This window comes from Bacillus sp. SG20033 (assembly GCF_044570195.1).
In the GTDB taxonomy this organism is placed as follows: Bacteria; Bacillota; Bacilli; order Bacillales; family Bacillaceae; genus Bacillus; species Bacillus subtilis.
The window spans coordinates 11241-26304 of record NZ_CP172606.1; the positions used below are offsets into that span (position 1 = coordinate 11241).

11 protein-coding genes, 1 tRNA gene, 2 rRNA genes, 1 other RNA gene and 1 other annotated feature are annotated in these 15064 nt (G+C 44.2%); of the genes, 10 read left to right on the forward strand and 5 right to left on the reverse strand.

Going from position 1 to position 15064, the window contains the following annotated elements:
• The first annotated feature begins 60 nt into the window (after nucleotides 1–60).
• Nucleotides 61–2988 (forward strand): 23S ribosomal RNA (locus tag ACFVP7_RS00055).
• A 54-nt stretch (nucleotides 2989–3042) separates the two neighbouring features.
• Nucleotides 3043–3158: ribosomal RNA gene (rrf, locus tag ACFVP7_RS00060) — 5S ribosomal RNA — on the forward strand.
• 39 nt (nucleotides 3159–3197) lie between these two features.
• On the opposite strand, the gene ACFVP7_RS00065 is transcribed toward rrf, so the two are convergent.
• Nucleotides 3198–4145, reverse strand: a complete 948-nt coding sequence (locus ACFVP7_RS00065) for a YaaC family protein (protein ID WP_015715083.1) — start codon at nucleotides 4143–4145, stop codon at nucleotides 3198–3200.
• Nucleotides 4146–4265: 120 nt separating this feature from the next.
• Here ACFVP7_RS00065 and guaB point away from each other — a divergent pair, with 120 nt between their 5' ends.
• The 6 genes from guaB to ACFVP7_RS00095 all read left to right on the forward strand — a co-directional run bounded on the left by guaB (nucleotide 4266) and on the right by ACFVP7_RS00095 (nucleotide 10735).
• Nucleotides 4266–5732, forward strand: a complete 1467-nt coding sequence (gene guaB, locus ACFVP7_RS00070) for an IMP dehydrogenase (protein WP_003226803.1) — start codon at nucleotides 4266–4268, stop codon at nucleotides 5730–5732.
• A 152-nt stretch (nucleotides 5733–5884) separates the two neighbouring features.
• Nucleotides 5885–7216, forward strand: coding sequence for a D-alanyl-D-alanine carboxypeptidase (gene dacA / locus ACFVP7_RS00075; RefSeq protein WP_032676922.1), 1332 nt, complete (start codon nucleotides 5885–5887; stop codon nucleotides 7214–7216).
• 196 nt (nucleotides 7217–7412) lie between these two features.
• Entirely contained in the window at nucleotides 7413–8297 is an 885-nt protein-coding gene (gene pdxS / locus ACFVP7_RS00080) for a pyridoxal 5'-phosphate synthase lyase subunit PdxS (RefSeq protein ID WP_003247145.1), read from the forward strand.
• 21 nt (nucleotides 8298–8318) lie between these two features.
• Nucleotides 8319–8909, forward strand: coding sequence for a pyridoxal 5'-phosphate synthase glutaminase subunit PdxT (pdxT, locus tag ACFVP7_RS00085; RefSeq protein WP_003226797.1), 591 nt, complete (start codon nucleotides 8319–8321; stop codon nucleotides 8907–8909).
• Between the two features lie 52 nt (nucleotides 8910–8961).
• Nucleotides 8962–9174 (forward strand) — a binding site (T-box leader).
• Between the two features lie 56 nt (nucleotides 9175–9230).
• A complete protein-coding gene (gene serS, locus ACFVP7_RS00090) occupies nucleotides 9231–10508 on the forward strand; it encodes a serine--tRNA ligase (RefSeq protein ID WP_041339595.1) in 1278 nt (425 codons plus the stop codon).
• Between the two features lie 134 nt (nucleotides 10509–10642).
• Nucleotides 10643–10735, forward strand: a tRNA-Ser gene (locus ACFVP7_RS00095).
• Nucleotides 10736–10846: 111 nt separating this feature from the next.
• Here the strand turns inward: ACFVP7_RS00095 and dck are convergent.
• The 4 genes from dck to ACFVP7_RS00115 form a co-directional block, all read right to left on the reverse strand.
• Entirely contained in the window at nucleotides 10847–11500 is a 654-nt protein-coding gene (dck, locus tag ACFVP7_RS00100) for a deoxyadenosine/deoxycytidine kinase (protein ID WP_003226792.1), read from the reverse strand.
• A complete protein-coding gene (gene dgk, locus ACFVP7_RS00105) occupies nucleotides 11497–12120 on the reverse strand; it encodes a deoxyguanosine kinase (protein ID WP_003226790.1) in 624 nt (207 codons plus the stop codon). The genes dck and dgk overlap by 4 nt, the downstream gene beginning before the upstream one ends.
• Nucleotides 12121–12218: 98 nt before the next feature.
• Entirely contained in the window at nucleotides 12219–13502 is a 1284-nt protein-coding gene (locus ACFVP7_RS00110; RefSeq protein ID WP_338731893.1) for a glycoside hydrolase family 18 protein, read from the reverse strand.
• Between the two features lie 69 nt (nucleotides 13503–13571).
• Nucleotides 13572–14117: an isochorismatase family cysteine hydrolase gene (locus ACFVP7_RS00115; RefSeq protein ID WP_338731895.1), complete on the reverse strand. Its 546-nt coding sequence runs from the start codon at nucleotides 14115–14117 to the stop codon at nucleotides 13572–13574.
• Between the two features lie 85 nt (nucleotides 14118–14202).
• Here ACFVP7_RS00115 and tadA point away from each other — a divergent pair, with 85 nt between their 5' ends.
• Nucleotides 14203–14688, forward strand: coding sequence for a tRNA adenosine(34) deaminase TadA (gene tadA / locus ACFVP7_RS00120; protein WP_338731897.1), 486 nt, complete (start codon nucleotides 14203–14205; stop codon nucleotides 14686–14688).
• An 82-nt stretch (nucleotides 14689–14770) separates the two neighbouring features.
• Nucleotides 14771–15035, forward strand: an RNA gene (gene ffs, locus ACFVP7_RS00125) — signal recognition particle sRNA large type.
• Nucleotides 15036–15064 lie beyond the last annotated feature (29 nt).

Consider the following 15064-nt stretch of genomic DNA (forward strand, 5'->3'; position numbering starts at 1 on the left):
TAACAGTAGACATCACATTCAATTAGTAACACAAGATATCACGTAGTGATTCTTTTTAACGGTTAAGTTAGAAAGGGCGCACGGTGGATGCCTTGGCACTAGGAGCCGATGAAGGACGGGACGAACACCGATATGCTTCGGGGAGCTGTAAGCAAGCTTTGATCCGGAGATTTCCGAATGGGGAAACCCACCACTCGTAATGGAGTGGTATCCATATCTGAATTCATAGGATATGAGAAGGCAGACCCGGGGAACTGAAACATCTAAGTACCCGGAGGAAGAGAAAGCAAATGCGATTCCCTGAGTAGCGGCGAGCGAAACGGGATCAGCCCAAACCAAGAGGCTTGCCTCTTGGGGTTGTAGGACACTCTGTACGGAGTTACAAAGGAACGAGGTAGATGAAGAGGTCTGGAAAGGCCCGCCATAGGAGGTAACAGCCCTGTAGTCAAAACTTCGTTCTCTCCTGAGTGGATCCTGAGTACGGCGGAACACGTGAAATTCCGTCGGAATCCGGGAGGACCATCTCCCAAGGCTAAATACTCCCTAGTGACCGATAGTGAACCAGTACCGTGAGGGAAAGGTGAAAAGCACCCCGGAAGGGGAGTGAAAGAGATCCTGAAACCGTGTGCCTACAAGTAGTCAGAGCCCGTTAACGGGTGATGGCGTGCCTTTTGTAGAATGAACCGGCGAGTTACGATCCCGTGCAAGGTTAAGCAGAAGATGCGGAGCCGCAGCGAAAGCGAGTCTGAATAGGGCGCATGAGTACGTGGTCGTAGACCCGAAACCAGGTGATCTACCCATGTCCAGGGTGAAGTTCAGGTAACACTGAATGGAGGCCCGAACCCACGCACGTTGAAAAGTGCGGGGATGAGGTGTGGGTAGGGGTGAAATGCCAATCGAACCTGGAGATAGCTGGTTCTCTCCGAAATAGCTTTAGGGCTAGCCTCAAGGTAAGAGTCTTGGAGGTAGAGCACTGATTGGACTAGGGGCCCCTACCGGGTTACCGAATTCAGTCAAACTCCGAATGCCAATGACTTATCCTTGGGAGTCAGACTGCGAGTGATAAGATCCGTAGTCGAAAGGGAAACAGCCCAGACCGCCAGCTAAGGTCCCAAAGTATACGTTAAGTGGAAAAGGATGTGGAGTTGCTTAGACAACCAGGATGTTGGCTTAGAAGCAGCCACCATTTAAAGAGTGCGTAATAGCTCACTGGTCGAGTGACTCTGCGCCGAAAATGTACCGGGGCTAAACGTATCACCGAAGCTGCGGACTGTTCTTCGAACAGTGGTAGGAGAGCGTTCTAAGGGCTGTGAAGCCAGACCGGAAGGACTGGTGGAGCGCTTAGAAGCGAGAATGCCGGTATGAGTAGCGAAAGAGGGGTGAGAATCCCCTCCACCGAATGCCTAAGGTTTCCTGAGGAAGGCTCGTCCGCTCAGGGTTAGTCGGGACCTAAGCCGAGGCCGAAAGGCGTAGGCGATGGACAACAGGTTGATATTCCTGTACCACCTCCTCACCATTTGAGCAATGGGGGGACGCAGGAGGATAGGGTAAGCGCGGTATTGGATATCCGCGTCCAAGCAGTTAGGCTGGGAAATAGGCAAATCCGTTTCCCATAAGGCTGAGCTGTGATGGCGAGCGAAATATAGTAGCGAAGTTCCTGATTCCACACTGCCAAGAAAAGCCTCTAGCGAGGTGAGAGGTGCCCGTACCGCAAACCGACACAGGTAGGCGAGGAGAGAATCCTAAGGTGATCGAGAGAACTCTCGTTAAGGAACTCGGCAAAATGACCCCGTAACTTCGGGAGAAGGGGTGCTCTGTTAGGGTGCAAGCCCGAGAGAGCCGCAGTGAATAGGCCCAGGCGACTGTTTAGCAAAAACACAGGTCTCTGCGAAGCCGTAAGGCGAAGTATAGGGGCTGACGCCTGCCCGGTGCTGGAAGGTTAAGAGGAGCGCTTAGCGTAAGCGAAGGTGCGAATTGAAGCCCCAGTAAACGGCGGCCGTAACTATAACGGTCCTAAGGTAGCGAAATTCCTTGTCGGGTAAGTTCCGACCCGCACGAAAGGCGCAACGATCTGGGCACTGTCTCAACGAGAGACTCGGTGAAATTATAGTACCTGTGAAGATGCAGGTTACCCGCGACAGGACGGAAAGACCCCGTGGAGCTTTACTGCAGCCTGATATTGAATGTTGGTACAGCTTGTACAGGATAGGTAGGAGCCTTGGAAACCGGAGCGCCAGCTTCGGTGGAGGCATCGGTGGGATACTACCCTGGCTGTATTGACCTTCTAACCCGCCGCCCTTATCGGGCGGGGAGACAGTGTCAGGTGGGCAGTTTGACTGGGGCGGTCGCCTCCTAAAAGGTAACGGAGGCGCCCAAAGGTTCCCTCAGAATGGTTGGAAATCATTCGCAGAGTGTAAAGGCACAAGGGAGCTTGACTGCGAGACCTACAAGTCGAGCAGGGACGAAAGTCGGGCTTAGTGATCCGGTGGTTCCGCATGGAAGGGCCATCGCTCAACGGATAAAAGCTACCCCGGGGATAACAGGCTTATCTCCCCCAAGAGTCCACATCGACGGGGAGGTTTGGCACCTCGATGTCGGCTCATCGCATCCTGGGGCTGTAGTCGGTCCCAAGGGTTGGGCTGTTCGCCCATTAAAGCGGTACGCGAGCTGGGTTCAGAACGTCGTGAGACAGTTCGGTCCCTATCCGTCGCGGGCGCAGGAAATTTGAGAGGAGCTGTCCTTAGTACGAGAGGACCGGGATGGACGCACCGCTGGTGTACCAGTTGTTCTGCCAAGGGCATCGCTGGGTAGCTATGTGCGGACGGGATAAGTGCTGAAAGCATCTAAGCATGAAGCCCCCCTCAAGATGAGATTTCCCATTCCGCAAGGAAGTAAGATCCCTGAAAGATGATCAGGTTGATAGGTCTGAGGTGGAAGTGTGGCGACACATGGAGCTGACAGATACTAATCGATCGAGGACTTAACCACATTTTGAATGATGTCACACCTGTTATCTAGTTTTGAGAGAACACTCTCAATTTGTTTGGTGGCGATAGCGAAGAGGTCACACCCGTTCCCATACCGAACACGGAAGTTAAGCTCTTCAGCGCCGATGGTAGTCGGGGGTTTCCCCCTGTGAGAGTAGGACGCCGCCAAGCAAGCTTAAACCCAGCTCATTGAGCTGGGTTTTTTGTTTGTTAAAAATGAAGAAGAAACTGTGAAGCGTATTTAGGGAATTTCTTTTCTGATACTAATAAAAACTGCTGAATTAACACGTAGTCATCACTTATATGCTGTGTTAATAACTCATACCACCATTCTGTTTCATACCTTGCAATCATCCCAACGTTGTACAAAATCAAATAATGAATTGTCATTTCGGGAAGCCTCAGAAATTGCTCCCTTTGAGAAGGGATATAATATTGGTTCTTTTCCATGTCAAACAATAAGCTGGTCGATGTCCATGGCTCCTTGTCTTGTGGTGAAATTTCGAACAGCAGCCCGTGTTCATTTTTTTTTGTAAAAGACCATTGATAATGATGGGACATGTATTCAGCAAACCTTGAATCAGACATTTTGTAATTGATTACTACTTCCTCCGGTATAAAAATTTCGTTCTTATCCTTCTCAACTTTTGTCATAAATCGTTCTTTCTGCTGAAAGTAGAAAATATCGCTAAGTTCTGGAATGGCCATTAATAATTTTTTCATGGTATACCGTTCATCTACTATATCCGATTGTCCAAATAAATGTTTCATAAAATGTACGCATAGGCCATTCCGTTGTATTTTCACTTCATCGTCGCTAAAACAATAATTTTGTTTCTTTCGTTTTCTTGTTGTTACGCCATGTGCCAGTACTGATGTATGGCTTGGATAATGAGGATCACGTGTAATTAAGCATGCTTTGATAAGCTGTGCCATTCCATAAAATAAAAGAATCGGTTTGATTTCTAAGGGAGAATATGCAGCTTGTTTATAAAACGATTCGGCATGCTTTAAGAAATAAATAAACCGTTCACTGTTTTTAAAAGAGTTTTTTTTCGCATCGTCAATACCGTTTAAGATATAAACCTTTTCTAGAAATTTCTGGGTTGATTCAACGGAGTAAAATAGCGCTAAGTCTTTCCACTCATGATATGTCATGTATATTTCTTAATCCTTTCCGTTATCTAAATATTTCAACTCTTTCCCGCTTCCTTGACATGCTCTTGGCTAGTTGATAATCTACATATAATATTTTGCCGAAAAGAGGGGGATTTACTAATGTGGGAAAGTAAATTTTCAAAAGAAGGCTTAACGTTCGACGATGTGCTGCTTGTACCAGCAAAGTCTGAGGTACTTCCGCGTGATGTGGATTTATCTGTAGAACTTACAAAAACGTTAAAGCTAAATATTCCTGTCATCAGCGCAGGTATGGACACTGTAACAGAATCAGCAATGGCAATTGCAATGGCAAGACAGGGCGGCTTGGGCATCATTCACAAAAATATGTCCATTGAACAGCAGGCTGAACAAGTTGATAAAGTAAAGCGTTCTGAGCGCGGCGTTATCACAAATCCCTTCTTTTTAACTCCTGATCACCAAGTATTTGATGCGGAGCATTTGATGGGGAAATACAGAATTTCAGGTGTTCCGATTGTAAATAACGAAGAAGACCAGAAGCTTGTTGGAATTATTACAAACCGTGACCTTCGTTTTATTTCTGACTACTCAATGAAAATCAGCGACGTCATGACGAAAGAAGAGCTAGTTACTGCATCTGTAGGAACTACTCTGGATGAAGCTGAAAAGATTTTGCAGAAACATAAAATTGAAAAGCTTCCTCTCGTAGATGACCAGAATAAATTAAAAGGTCTTATCACAATTAAAGACATTGAAAAAGTCATTGAGTTCCCGAACTCATCTAAAGACATTCACGGCCGCCTGATCGTTGGCGCGGCAGTTGGTGTAACTGGCGATACAATGACTCGCGTCAAAAAGCTTGTTGAAGCCAATGTTGATGTGATTGTTATCGATACAGCTCACGGACACTCTCAAGGCGTTTTAAACACAGTCACAAAAATCCGTGAAACGTATCCCGAATTAAACATTATTGCTGGAAACGTGGCAACAGCTGAAGCGACAAGAGCGCTTATCGAAGCTGGAGCAGACGTTGTCAAAGTTGGAATAGGACCTGGTTCAATTTGTACTACACGTGTTGTAGCCGGCGTCGGTGTTCCGCAAATTACAGCAATTTATGATTGTGCGACTGAAGCAAGAAAACACGGCAAAACAATCATCGCCGATGGTGGGATTAAATTCTCTGGCGATATCACTAAAGCGTTGGCAGCCGGCGGACATGCTGTTATGCTCGGAAGCTTGCTTGCAGGCACATCAGAAAGCCCTGGTGAAACTGAAATCTACCAAGGCAGAAGATTTAAGGTATACCGCGGCATGGGATCAGTTGCTGCAATGGAAAAAGGAAGTAAAGACCGTTACTTCCAAGAAGAAAACAAAAAATTTGTTCCTGAAGGAATTGAAGGACGCACACCTTACAAAGGGCCAGTTGAAGAAACCGTTTATCAGCTAGTCGGAGGCCTTCGTTCTGGTATGGGGTATTGCGGGTCCAAAGATCTGCGTGCGCTAAGAGAAGAAGCTCAGTTCATTCGCATGACTGGCGCAGGACTTCGCGAAAGCCATCCGCATGACGTACAGATTACAAAAGAATCACCTAACTATACAATTTCATAATAAATTGTTACAAATTAAAAACATTTGACAGGGTCTCTGACTCTGTCTATTTTTTTTATACTGATTATGATAAAATTTATACTGTTGTGCATTGAAAATGTCCTTAACGGCTTAATTATAGATGAAGAAAATGAAATACGGAGGTCGTACGATTGAACATCAAGAAATGTAAACAGCTACTGATGTCATTGGTTGTGTTAACTCTAGCTGTCACGTGTCTGGCTCCAATGTCAAAAGCAAAAGCAGCCAGCGATCCAATTGATATCAATGCATCTGCTGCTATTATGATCGAAGCTTCTTCAGGTAAAATTCTTTACAGTAAAAATGCAGATAAGAGACTGCCAATTGCGAGTATGACAAAAATGATGACAGAGTATCTGTTATTAGAAGCAATTGATCAAGGTAAAGTGAAATGGGACCAAACCTATACGCCTGATGACTATGTGTATGAAATTTCCCAAGATAACAGCTTATCAAACGTTCCTCTTCGGAAAGACGGGAAATACACAGTAAAAGAATTATATCAAGCTACAGCAATTTATTCTGCAAATGCTGCTGCTATTGCGATTGCAGAAATCGTTGCCGGTTCTGAAACTAAGTTTGTTGAAAAAATGAATGCAAAAGCAAAAGAACTAGGCTTAACAGATTACAAATTTGTTAACGCAACAGGTCTTGAAAACAAAGATCTTCACGGGCATCAGCCTGAGGGGACAAGCGTAAATGAAGAAAGTGAAGTTTCTGCAAAGGATATGGCGATTCTTGCGGATCACTTGATTACTGATTACCCTGAGATACTGGAGACTTCCAGTATCGCCAAAACGAAATTCCGAGAAGGCACCGATGATGAAATGGACATGCCGAACTGGAATTTTATGCTGAAGGGGCTTGTCAGCGAGTATAAAAAAGCGACTGTAGACGGACTGAAAACAGGTTCTACTGACTCTGCGGGTTCATGCTTTACAGGAACAGCTGAACGCAACGGTATGCGTGTCATCACTGTTGTTTTAAACGCAAAGGGCAACCTTCATACAGGCCGTTTCGATGAAACGAAGAAAATGTTTGATTATGCTTTCGACAATTTCTCCATGAAAGAAATTTATGCTGAAGGCGATCAAGTAAAAGGCCATAAAACAATTTCAGTTGATAAGGGTAAAGAGAAAGAAGTAGGCATTGTGACAAACAAGGCGTTCTCTCTTCCTGTCAAAAATGGTGAAGAAAAGAATTACAAAGCGAAGGTCACACTGAATAAAGATAACTTAACTGCTCCTGTGAAAAAAGGAACCAAGGTTGGGAAGCTGACTGCGGAATACACAGGTGATGAAAAGGATTACGGATTCATTAACAGCGATCTGGCTGGCGTAGACCTTGTTACAAAAGAAAATGTAGAAAAAGCAAACTGGTTTGTTTTGACAATGCGCAGTATCGGCGGATTTTTTGCCGGAATTTGGGGAAGCATTGTTGATACGGTAACCGGCTGGTTTTAATCAATTGAAAGAGCTCTGATGGATGTTAGGGCTCTTTCGCGTAATATACTGAAAAAACCCAATTTTTAATAAAAAATGATTTTCAAAGCGCTAAAAACCGAATAAAATAGTATATATCCATATGAATTATTGGATTTCTAGGATACAATAAGAATTAGAAATCATATAACTATACCTTGATTAGGGGGACCAAGAAATGGCTCAAACAGGTACTGAACGTGTAAAACGCGGAATGGCAGAAATGCAAAAAGGCGGCGTCATCATGGACGTCATCAATGCGGAACAAGCGAAAATCGCTGAAGAAGCTGGAGCTGTCGCTGTAATGGCGCTAGAACGTGTGCCAGCAGATATTCGCGCGGCTGGAGGAGTTGCCCGTATGGCTGACCCTACAATCGTGGAAGAAGTAATGAATGCAGTATCTATCCCGGTAATGGCAAAAGCGCGTATCGGACATATTGTTGAAGCGCGTGTGCTTGAAGCTATGGGTGTTGACTATATTGATGAAAGTGAAGTTCTGACGCCGGCTGACGAAGAATTTCATTTAAATAAAAATGAATACACAGTTCCTTTTGTCTGTGGCTGCCGTGATCTTGGTGAAGCAACACGCCGTATTGCGGAAGGTGCTTCTATGCTTCGCACAAAAGGTGAGCCTGGAACAGGTAATATTGTTGAGGCTGTTCGCCATATGCGCAAAGTTAACGCTCAAGTGCGCAAAGTAGTTGCGATGAGTGAGGATGAACTAATGACAGAAGCGAAAAACCTAGGTGCTCCTTACGAGCTTCTTCTTCAAATTAAAAAAGACGGCAAGCTTCCTGTCGTTAATTTTGCCGCTGGCGGCGTAGCAACTCCAGCTGATGCTGCTCTCATGATGCAGCTTGGTGCTGACGGAGTATTTGTTGGTTCTGGTATTTTTAAATCAGACAACCCTGCTAAATTTGCGAAAGCAATTGTGGAAGCAACAACTCACTTTACTGATTACAAATTAATCGCTGAGTTGTCAAAAGAGCTTGGTACTGCAATGAAAGGGATTGAAATCTCAAACTTACTTCCAGAACAGCGTATGCAAGAACGCGGCTGGTAAGAACATAGGAGCGCTGCTGACATGTTAACAATAGGTGTACTAGGACTTCAAGGAGCAGTTAGAGAGCACATCCATGCGATTGAAGCATGCGGCGCGGCTGGTCTTGTCGTAAAACGTCCGGAGCAGCTGAACGAAGTTGACGGGTTGATTTTGCCGGGCGGTGAGAGCACAACGATGCGCCGTTTGATCGATACGTATCAATTCATGGAGCCGCTTCGTGAATTCGCTGCTCAGGGCAAACCGATGTTTGGAACATGTGCCGGATTAATTATATTAGCAAAAGAAATTGCCGGTTCAGATAATCCTCATTTAGGTCTTCTGAATGTGGTTGTAGAACGTAATTCATTTGGCCGGCAGGTTGACAGCTTTGAAGCTGATTTAACAATTAAAGGCTTGGACGAGCCTTTTACAGGGGTATTCATCCGTGCTCCGCATATTTTAGAAGCTGGTGAAAATGTTGAAGTTCTATCGGAGCATAATGGTCGTATTGTAGCCGCGAAACAGGGGCAATTCCTTGGCTGCTCATTCCATCCGGAGCTGACAGAAGATCACCGAGTGACGCAGCTGTTTGTTGAAATGGTTGAGGAATATAAGCAAAAGGCACTTGTATAAAACAGTTGAAAGCTGTGGAAACTTATAGTACATTATAAGCACAAATAAAGATCGAAAAGCGTTGATAGGAACTAGTAGGGAGCCTCTCTTTCTAAGAGAGCCGATGGTTGGTGCGAATCGGTGAAAGATGCTGTCTGAATCCATCCTTGAGCGAAATGCTGAAGCGAGTAGGCATTTACGGGATAACCGTTATGTTTGAAAGTGGAAAACGAGTCTTTGATTTGTTTTCAATCAGGGTGGCAACGCGAGAGCTCTCGTCCCTTTATGGGGATGAGGGCTCTTTTTATTTTCGATAAATCAATAAAAAAAGGAGTGTTTCGCATGCTTGATACGAAAATGCTGAGAGCAAATTTTCAAGAAATTAAAGCAAAGCTTGTACACAAAGGCGAAGACTTAACTGATTTTGATAAGTTTGAGGCGCTGGATGATAGACGAAGAGAGCTTATCGGCAAGGTTGAAGAGTTAAAAGGAAAACGAAATGAAGTTTCTCAGCAGGTTGCTGTGCTGAAGCGTGAGAAAAAAGACGCGGATCACATTATTAAAGAAATGCGTGAAGTCGGCGAGGAAATTAAAAAGCTCGATGAAGAATTACGGACAGTGGAAGCTGAGCTTGATACAATCCTGCTCTCAATCCCAAATATTCCGCATGAGTCTGTACCTGTCGGTGAAACAGAAGACGACAACGTAGAAGTGCGTAAATGGGGTGAAAAGCCTTCATTTTCTTACGAGCCGAAGCCGCACTGGGATATTGCGGATGAGCTGGGCATTCTGGATTTTGAACGTGCTGCCAAAGTAACAGGAAGCCGTTTCGTGTTCTATAAAGGCTTAGGTGCTCGTCTGGAGCGTGCGCTTTATAACTTTATGCTTGATCTGCATGTGGATGAGTATAACTACACTGAAGTGATCCCGCCATATATGGTAAACCGCGCAAGCATGACGGGAACAGGACAGCTTCCTAAATTTGAAGAGGATGCATTTAAAATCAGAGAAGAAGATTATTTCTTGATTCCAACGGCGGAAGTGCCGATTACAAACATGCATCGCGATGAAATCCTTTCAGGTGACAGCCTGCCGATCAACTATGCGGCATTCAGTGCTTGCTTCCGTTCTGAAGCTGGTTCAGCAGGACGTGACACACGCGGATTAATTCGTCAGCACCAATTTAATAAAGTTGAGCTTGTAAAGTTTGTGAAGCCTGAAGATTCTTATGAAGAATTAGAGAAACTTACAAACCAAGCAGAACGGGTTCTTCAGCTGCTTGAGCTTCCATACCGTGTCATGAGCATGTGTACGGGTGACTTAGGCTTTACGGCTGCGAAAAAATACGATATCGAAGTTTGGATTCCAAGCCAAGACACATATCGAGAAATCTCTTCTTGCAGCAACTTCGAAGCGTTCCAGGCGAGACGTGCGAATATTCGTTTCAGACGTGAAGCGAAAGGCAAGCCTGAGCATGTACACACACTGAACGGTTCAGGACTGGCGGTTGGAAGAACAGTTGCTGCTATCTTAGAAAATTATCAGCAGGAAGACGGAAGCGTTGTGATTCCGAAAGTGCTTCGTCCTTATATGGGGAATAGAGAAGTAATGAAACCGTAAATTATGGAAAGGCGTGCCTGACAAGGTGCGCCTTTTTGCTTATGTAAACACGGCATTTTCATAAAAACAAAAAAAGTTTTTAAAAATGCTTGACCACACGAGAACATACGTGATATAGTAAGTCTTGTCGATACGGAGGAATACCCAAGTCCGGCTGAAGGGATCGGTCTTGAAAACCGACAGGGGTGTCAAAGCCCGCGGGGGTTCGAATCCCTCTTCCTCCGCCATATTGATTTTAATTCTAATGAAACACAAGCATATATTGGAGATTGTTTTGTCCGTTGCATTCGGTGCGGCGGATTTTTTATTTTAAAGAAAAAGTGAATCTCGACTGAGATTCACTTTTTTTGATTATCATGAATAACTGAAGCAATTTGATCTACAATATTTTCAATCGAGTTTTCGTCGTTAAGAAGATCATAATCTTCAATGCGAAGTTTTAAAACAGGGCAGGCATTAAAACCGCTTATCCAGTTCTCGTAGCGTGTATGCATTTCTTCCCAATAAGACCTGCTTGTCTGAAGCTCCATCTCACGGCCGCGTTGTTCAATCCGGTTTAAAATGTTCTCCAGATCTCCTTCTAAATAGATCAGCACATCTGGGTGTGGGAAATACGGTGTCATTACCATTGCTTCGAAAAGGCTTGTGTAAGTCTTATAATCAACCTTTGACATTGTCCCTTTATCAGCATGCATTTTTGCGAAAATTCCTGTATCTTCATAAATCGAACGATCCTGTACAAAACCTCCGCCGGCTTCAAAAATTGTTTTCTGTTCTTTGAAGCGTTCAGCTAAGAAATAAATTTGAAGGTGAAAGCTCCAACGTTCAAAATCATGATAGAACTTTTCCAAATATGGATTATGATCGACTTCCTCCAAAGATGTTTTAAATCCAAGCCGTTTAGCTAAAGTTTTTGTTAAAGTCGATTTTCCGACACCTACTGTTCCTGCTACTGTAATAATTGAATTCTTAGGGATATGATGTTCCTTCATACGATAAGCTCCTTTACATGGGCGGCAATGCGTTCAAAGTCGCTCTTATTCAAAACGAAATCCTTTGAATCACCATCTACGGTTAACACTGTAAGTTCAGGGTCTGCTTCCTGCAGCTGCTTGATGGCGACTTCATAATCTGAAATCAGCTGCTCCAAATAGCTAGTTTCAATTTTTTTCTCAAAGGGGCGCCCGCGTTTTTCAATGCGGTGTAGCAATGTAGGCAGACTGGCCTTTATGTAAATGATGAAATTCGGCTTTGGCAGATCATCCGTTAGCAGGTGATATATCTTTTTGTATTTTTCCAGCTGATGTGGAGACAAGGTGCGTTCCGCAAAAATCACATTTTTATAAATATGATAATCAGCTATTACAGGCTGTCCCTTTTTTAAAAAGTGATCACTGGTGTCTTCAAGCTGTTTGTATCTGTGACAAAGAAAAAACATCTCGAGCTGGAAGCTCCACTCCTCTATATTGTCATAAAACTTATCAAGGTACGGGTTATCCTCTACAATCTCATTGATCATAGGGAATCCGAACTCTTGTGAGAGCATCGTTGCGAGAGTTGTTTTTCCTGCCCCGATAGGACCTTCTATTGCAATAAAAGGGGCTGTATTCATCGGAATCCTCCTTATATCTGAAAAACGTGCGTCAGTTACCGACCTTCATATTGTATCACAACCCTTGGGTGCCCCCATGAAAAAAAGACGTTTCCAAATTATCGAAACGTCTTTTTGACAACATTAAATTGATCAGACAGCAGCAGCCAGTTTTGTGGAAAGGAAAGACCCAGCTTCCAATAGCTGATGCCTCTTAAATTCAGCTCTTTAATCAAATTGAATTTTGCTTGAATCGAGCGGGCATCCTCGAACCATACCTCGTGCCTTCTGTTTTCTGCATCAGTATAGCGGAAGAAAGGAGCTTGAGCGGTTTGGTCATACTGAATGGAAGCATTGTTCTGATCAGCTATGACAATGGCTTGCTGAGGGCTTACAGCTCTTGCCGGAGTTCCCCCTGCTGTATATGGCAGCGTCCAGTCATATCCATATAAATTCTGGCCCATGACAATTTTGTTCGCAGGCATTTCAGTCAAAGCATATTCTATGACATCACGGACAGGTCCAATTGGAGAAACCGCTTGAGGCGGCCCGCCGCTATAGCCCCATTCATATGTCATGAGAACAACAAAGTCGACAATTTGGCCATGCGCCCTGTAATCATGAGCTTCATACCATCTGCCCTGCTGTGTTGCACTTGTTTTAGGAGCAAGAGCCGTAGAAATTTCTAAGCCCTCTCGATGAAAAAGATCCCTTGCTTCGCGGAGGAATTGATTATAGGCCTCTCTATCCTGGGGCCGCAAATATTCAAAGTCGAAATGAATGTCACGGAAGCCATATCTCTTGGCATTCTCCACTATTTCATTTAGAAGCCTTCTTTTTACAGTTTCGTCGTTCAAAAGGATCCGGCCAAGTTCATCGCTAAATGCCTGGTTTTCTAGGTTCGTTATAATCATCATCAATGTTGTATTTTGACTTTCTGTAATGCTCCTTAAATTCGTTAAAGGCGGTGCGACTAAGGTTCCGTTGCGCTGTGCCTGGAAGCTGAATGCGCCAAGGTACGTTAAGTAGGGTGACGCTTCTCTGGCCGCCTGCTGGAGATTTTCGCTGACTTGATTTCCTCGGGGCTCCAAATAAGCATTTGATTCGATGTCTCGTTTAGGAGCTGGTGGGATGTATATACGGAAACCAATCTGAAGCACGGTATTTAACTGGATGCGGTTAACCCTTGCGAGCTCGGCTGCCGTTGTATTGAACTGCCGGGCGATAGATGTCAGGGTATCACCTCGCTTCACATCATAGAACTGGCCAGCTATTGGAATGACAATGGTTTGTCCGACAACAAGGCTGTCGGGATTCGGTATTTCATTGGTTTCAGTGATTTCACTTACGGTTGTTCTGTATTGTGAAGCGATAGCAGAAAGAGTGTCGCCTTGTTTTACCACATAAATTTGAATGAAAAACGCCTCCTTTCATATCGCTATCAATGTATGAAAGAAAAGCGCTGATCATGTTTATTTTTCTGTAATTTGTTCTTCCGTCGTAATTTCTGCGAAAAGAACATTCTCCATCATAGTTAAGGCGAATTCGTTATCTTCGTCACTATTTGACGCGATACAGTCCTTAGGAATCGTGATGTTGTATTCCCTCATATAAGCGTCATTAGCGGTAAACAGCACGCATATATTGCCGGCTATACCTGTTAAGATAATATGTCTCACCTGCAACTCAGTAAGAAGGGTGTGAAGTGCAGTTTCGTAGAAAGCGGAATGTTTTGGTTTGATTAAAAAATAATCAGCATCTTCCGGAGCTATCTTTGTGATGATATCCTTGCTTCTTTCATTTGTGCATTCTTGCTGAATGTTTTTAATGTCAGCTTGCCAAAGTCCATAATGATCATTGATGTAAATAATCGGCCATTCATTTTGTCTCGCATGCTCCTTTAATGATAAAATATGAGGAACGATTTTTTCTGTTTTTTTAGCGAGGGTTTCTCCCATATCGAATTCAAAATTATTGATCATGTCTACAATGAGAAGGGCTGTATCTGCTTTGGACAATCGACAGTCTCCTTTCCGTTTCAGTTATAGTTAATATGTAGCCTTTTTAGGCAATGAAAAAACTTTGAAAAGAGAGCTTATCCTTATGACACAAGATGAACTTTATATGAAAGAAGCAATTAAAGAAGCGAAAAAGGCTGAAGAGAAAGGTGAAGTGCCAATAGGTGCGGTGCTTGTCGTTAATGATGAAATTATAGCGCGTGCTTATAATTTAAGAGAGACTGAACAGCGATCTATTGCCCATGCAGAAATGCTTGTGATTGATGAAGCGTGTAAGGCACTGGGAACATGGCGGCTGGAAGGTGCGACTCTTTATGTGACGCTTGAGCCTTGTCCAATGTGTGCTGGTGCAGTCGTACTTTCTCGAGTGGAAAAAGTGGTTTTTGGCGCATTTGATCCGAAAGGCGGCTGTTCAGGCACGCTAATGAACCTTCTTCAGGAGGAACGCTTTAATCATCAGGCTGAAGTGGTGAGCGGTGTACTTGAGGAAGAATGCGGCGGAATGCTCAGTGCGTTTTTCAGAGAACTAAGAAAAAAGAAGAAAGCCGCAAGGAAAAACTTGTCTGAATAGTACGGTTGCAATTTTTAGGGGAAACAGATATACTTAAGTGTGCATCGTAATAGATGCAACATAAAATTTGATATTTATTTTGCCGTGCTAAGCGGGGAGGTAGCGGTGCCCTGTACCTGCAATCCGCTCTAGCAGGGCCGAATCCCTTCTCGAGGTTCGTTTACTTTAAGGCCTGCCTTAAGTAAGTGGTGTTGACGTTTGGGTCCTGCGCAATGGGAATTCATGAACCATGTCAGGTCCGGAAGGAAGCAGCATTAAGTGAAACCTCTCATGTGCCGCAGGGTTGCCTGGGCCGAGCTAACTGCTTAAGTAACGCTTAGGGTAGCGAATCGACAGAAGGTGCACGGTAAATCAATCATCAAATTTTCAGACTCAC

What these genes read in the sequence shown, in the direction of transcription:
- tadA (WP_338731897.1), top strand. Translation starts at nt 14,203, where the DNA reads ATGACACAAGATGAACTTTATATGAAAGAAGCAATTAAAGAAGCGAAA.
- dgk (WP_003226790.1), bottom strand. Translation starts at nt 12,120, where the DNA reads ATGAATACAGCCCCTTTTATTGCAATAGAAGGTCCTATCGGGGCAGGA.
- dck (WP_003226792.1), bottom strand. Translation starts at nt 11,500, where the DNA reads ATGAAGGAACATCATATCCCTAAGAATTCAATTATTACAGTAGCAGGA.
- serS (WP_041339595.1), top strand. Translation starts at nt 9,231, where the DNA reads ATGCTTGATACGAAAATGCTGAGAGCAAATTTTCAAGAAATTAAAGCA.
- guaB (WP_003226803.1), top strand. Translation starts at nt 4,266, where the DNA reads ATGTGGGAAAGTAAATTTTCAAAAGAAGGCTTAACGTTCGACGATGTG.
- ACFVP7_RS00065 (WP_015715083.1), bottom strand. Translation starts at nt 4,145, where the DNA reads ATGACATATCATGAGTGGAAAGACTTAGCGCTATTTTACTCCGTTGAA.
- pdxS (WP_003247145.1), top strand. Translation starts at nt 7,413, where the DNA reads ATGGCTCAAACAGGTACTGAACGTGTAAAACGCGGAATGGCAGAAATG.
- pdxT (WP_003226797.1), top strand. Translation starts at nt 8,319, where the DNA reads ATGTTAACAATAGGTGTACTAGGACTTCAAGGAGCAGTTAGAGAGCAC.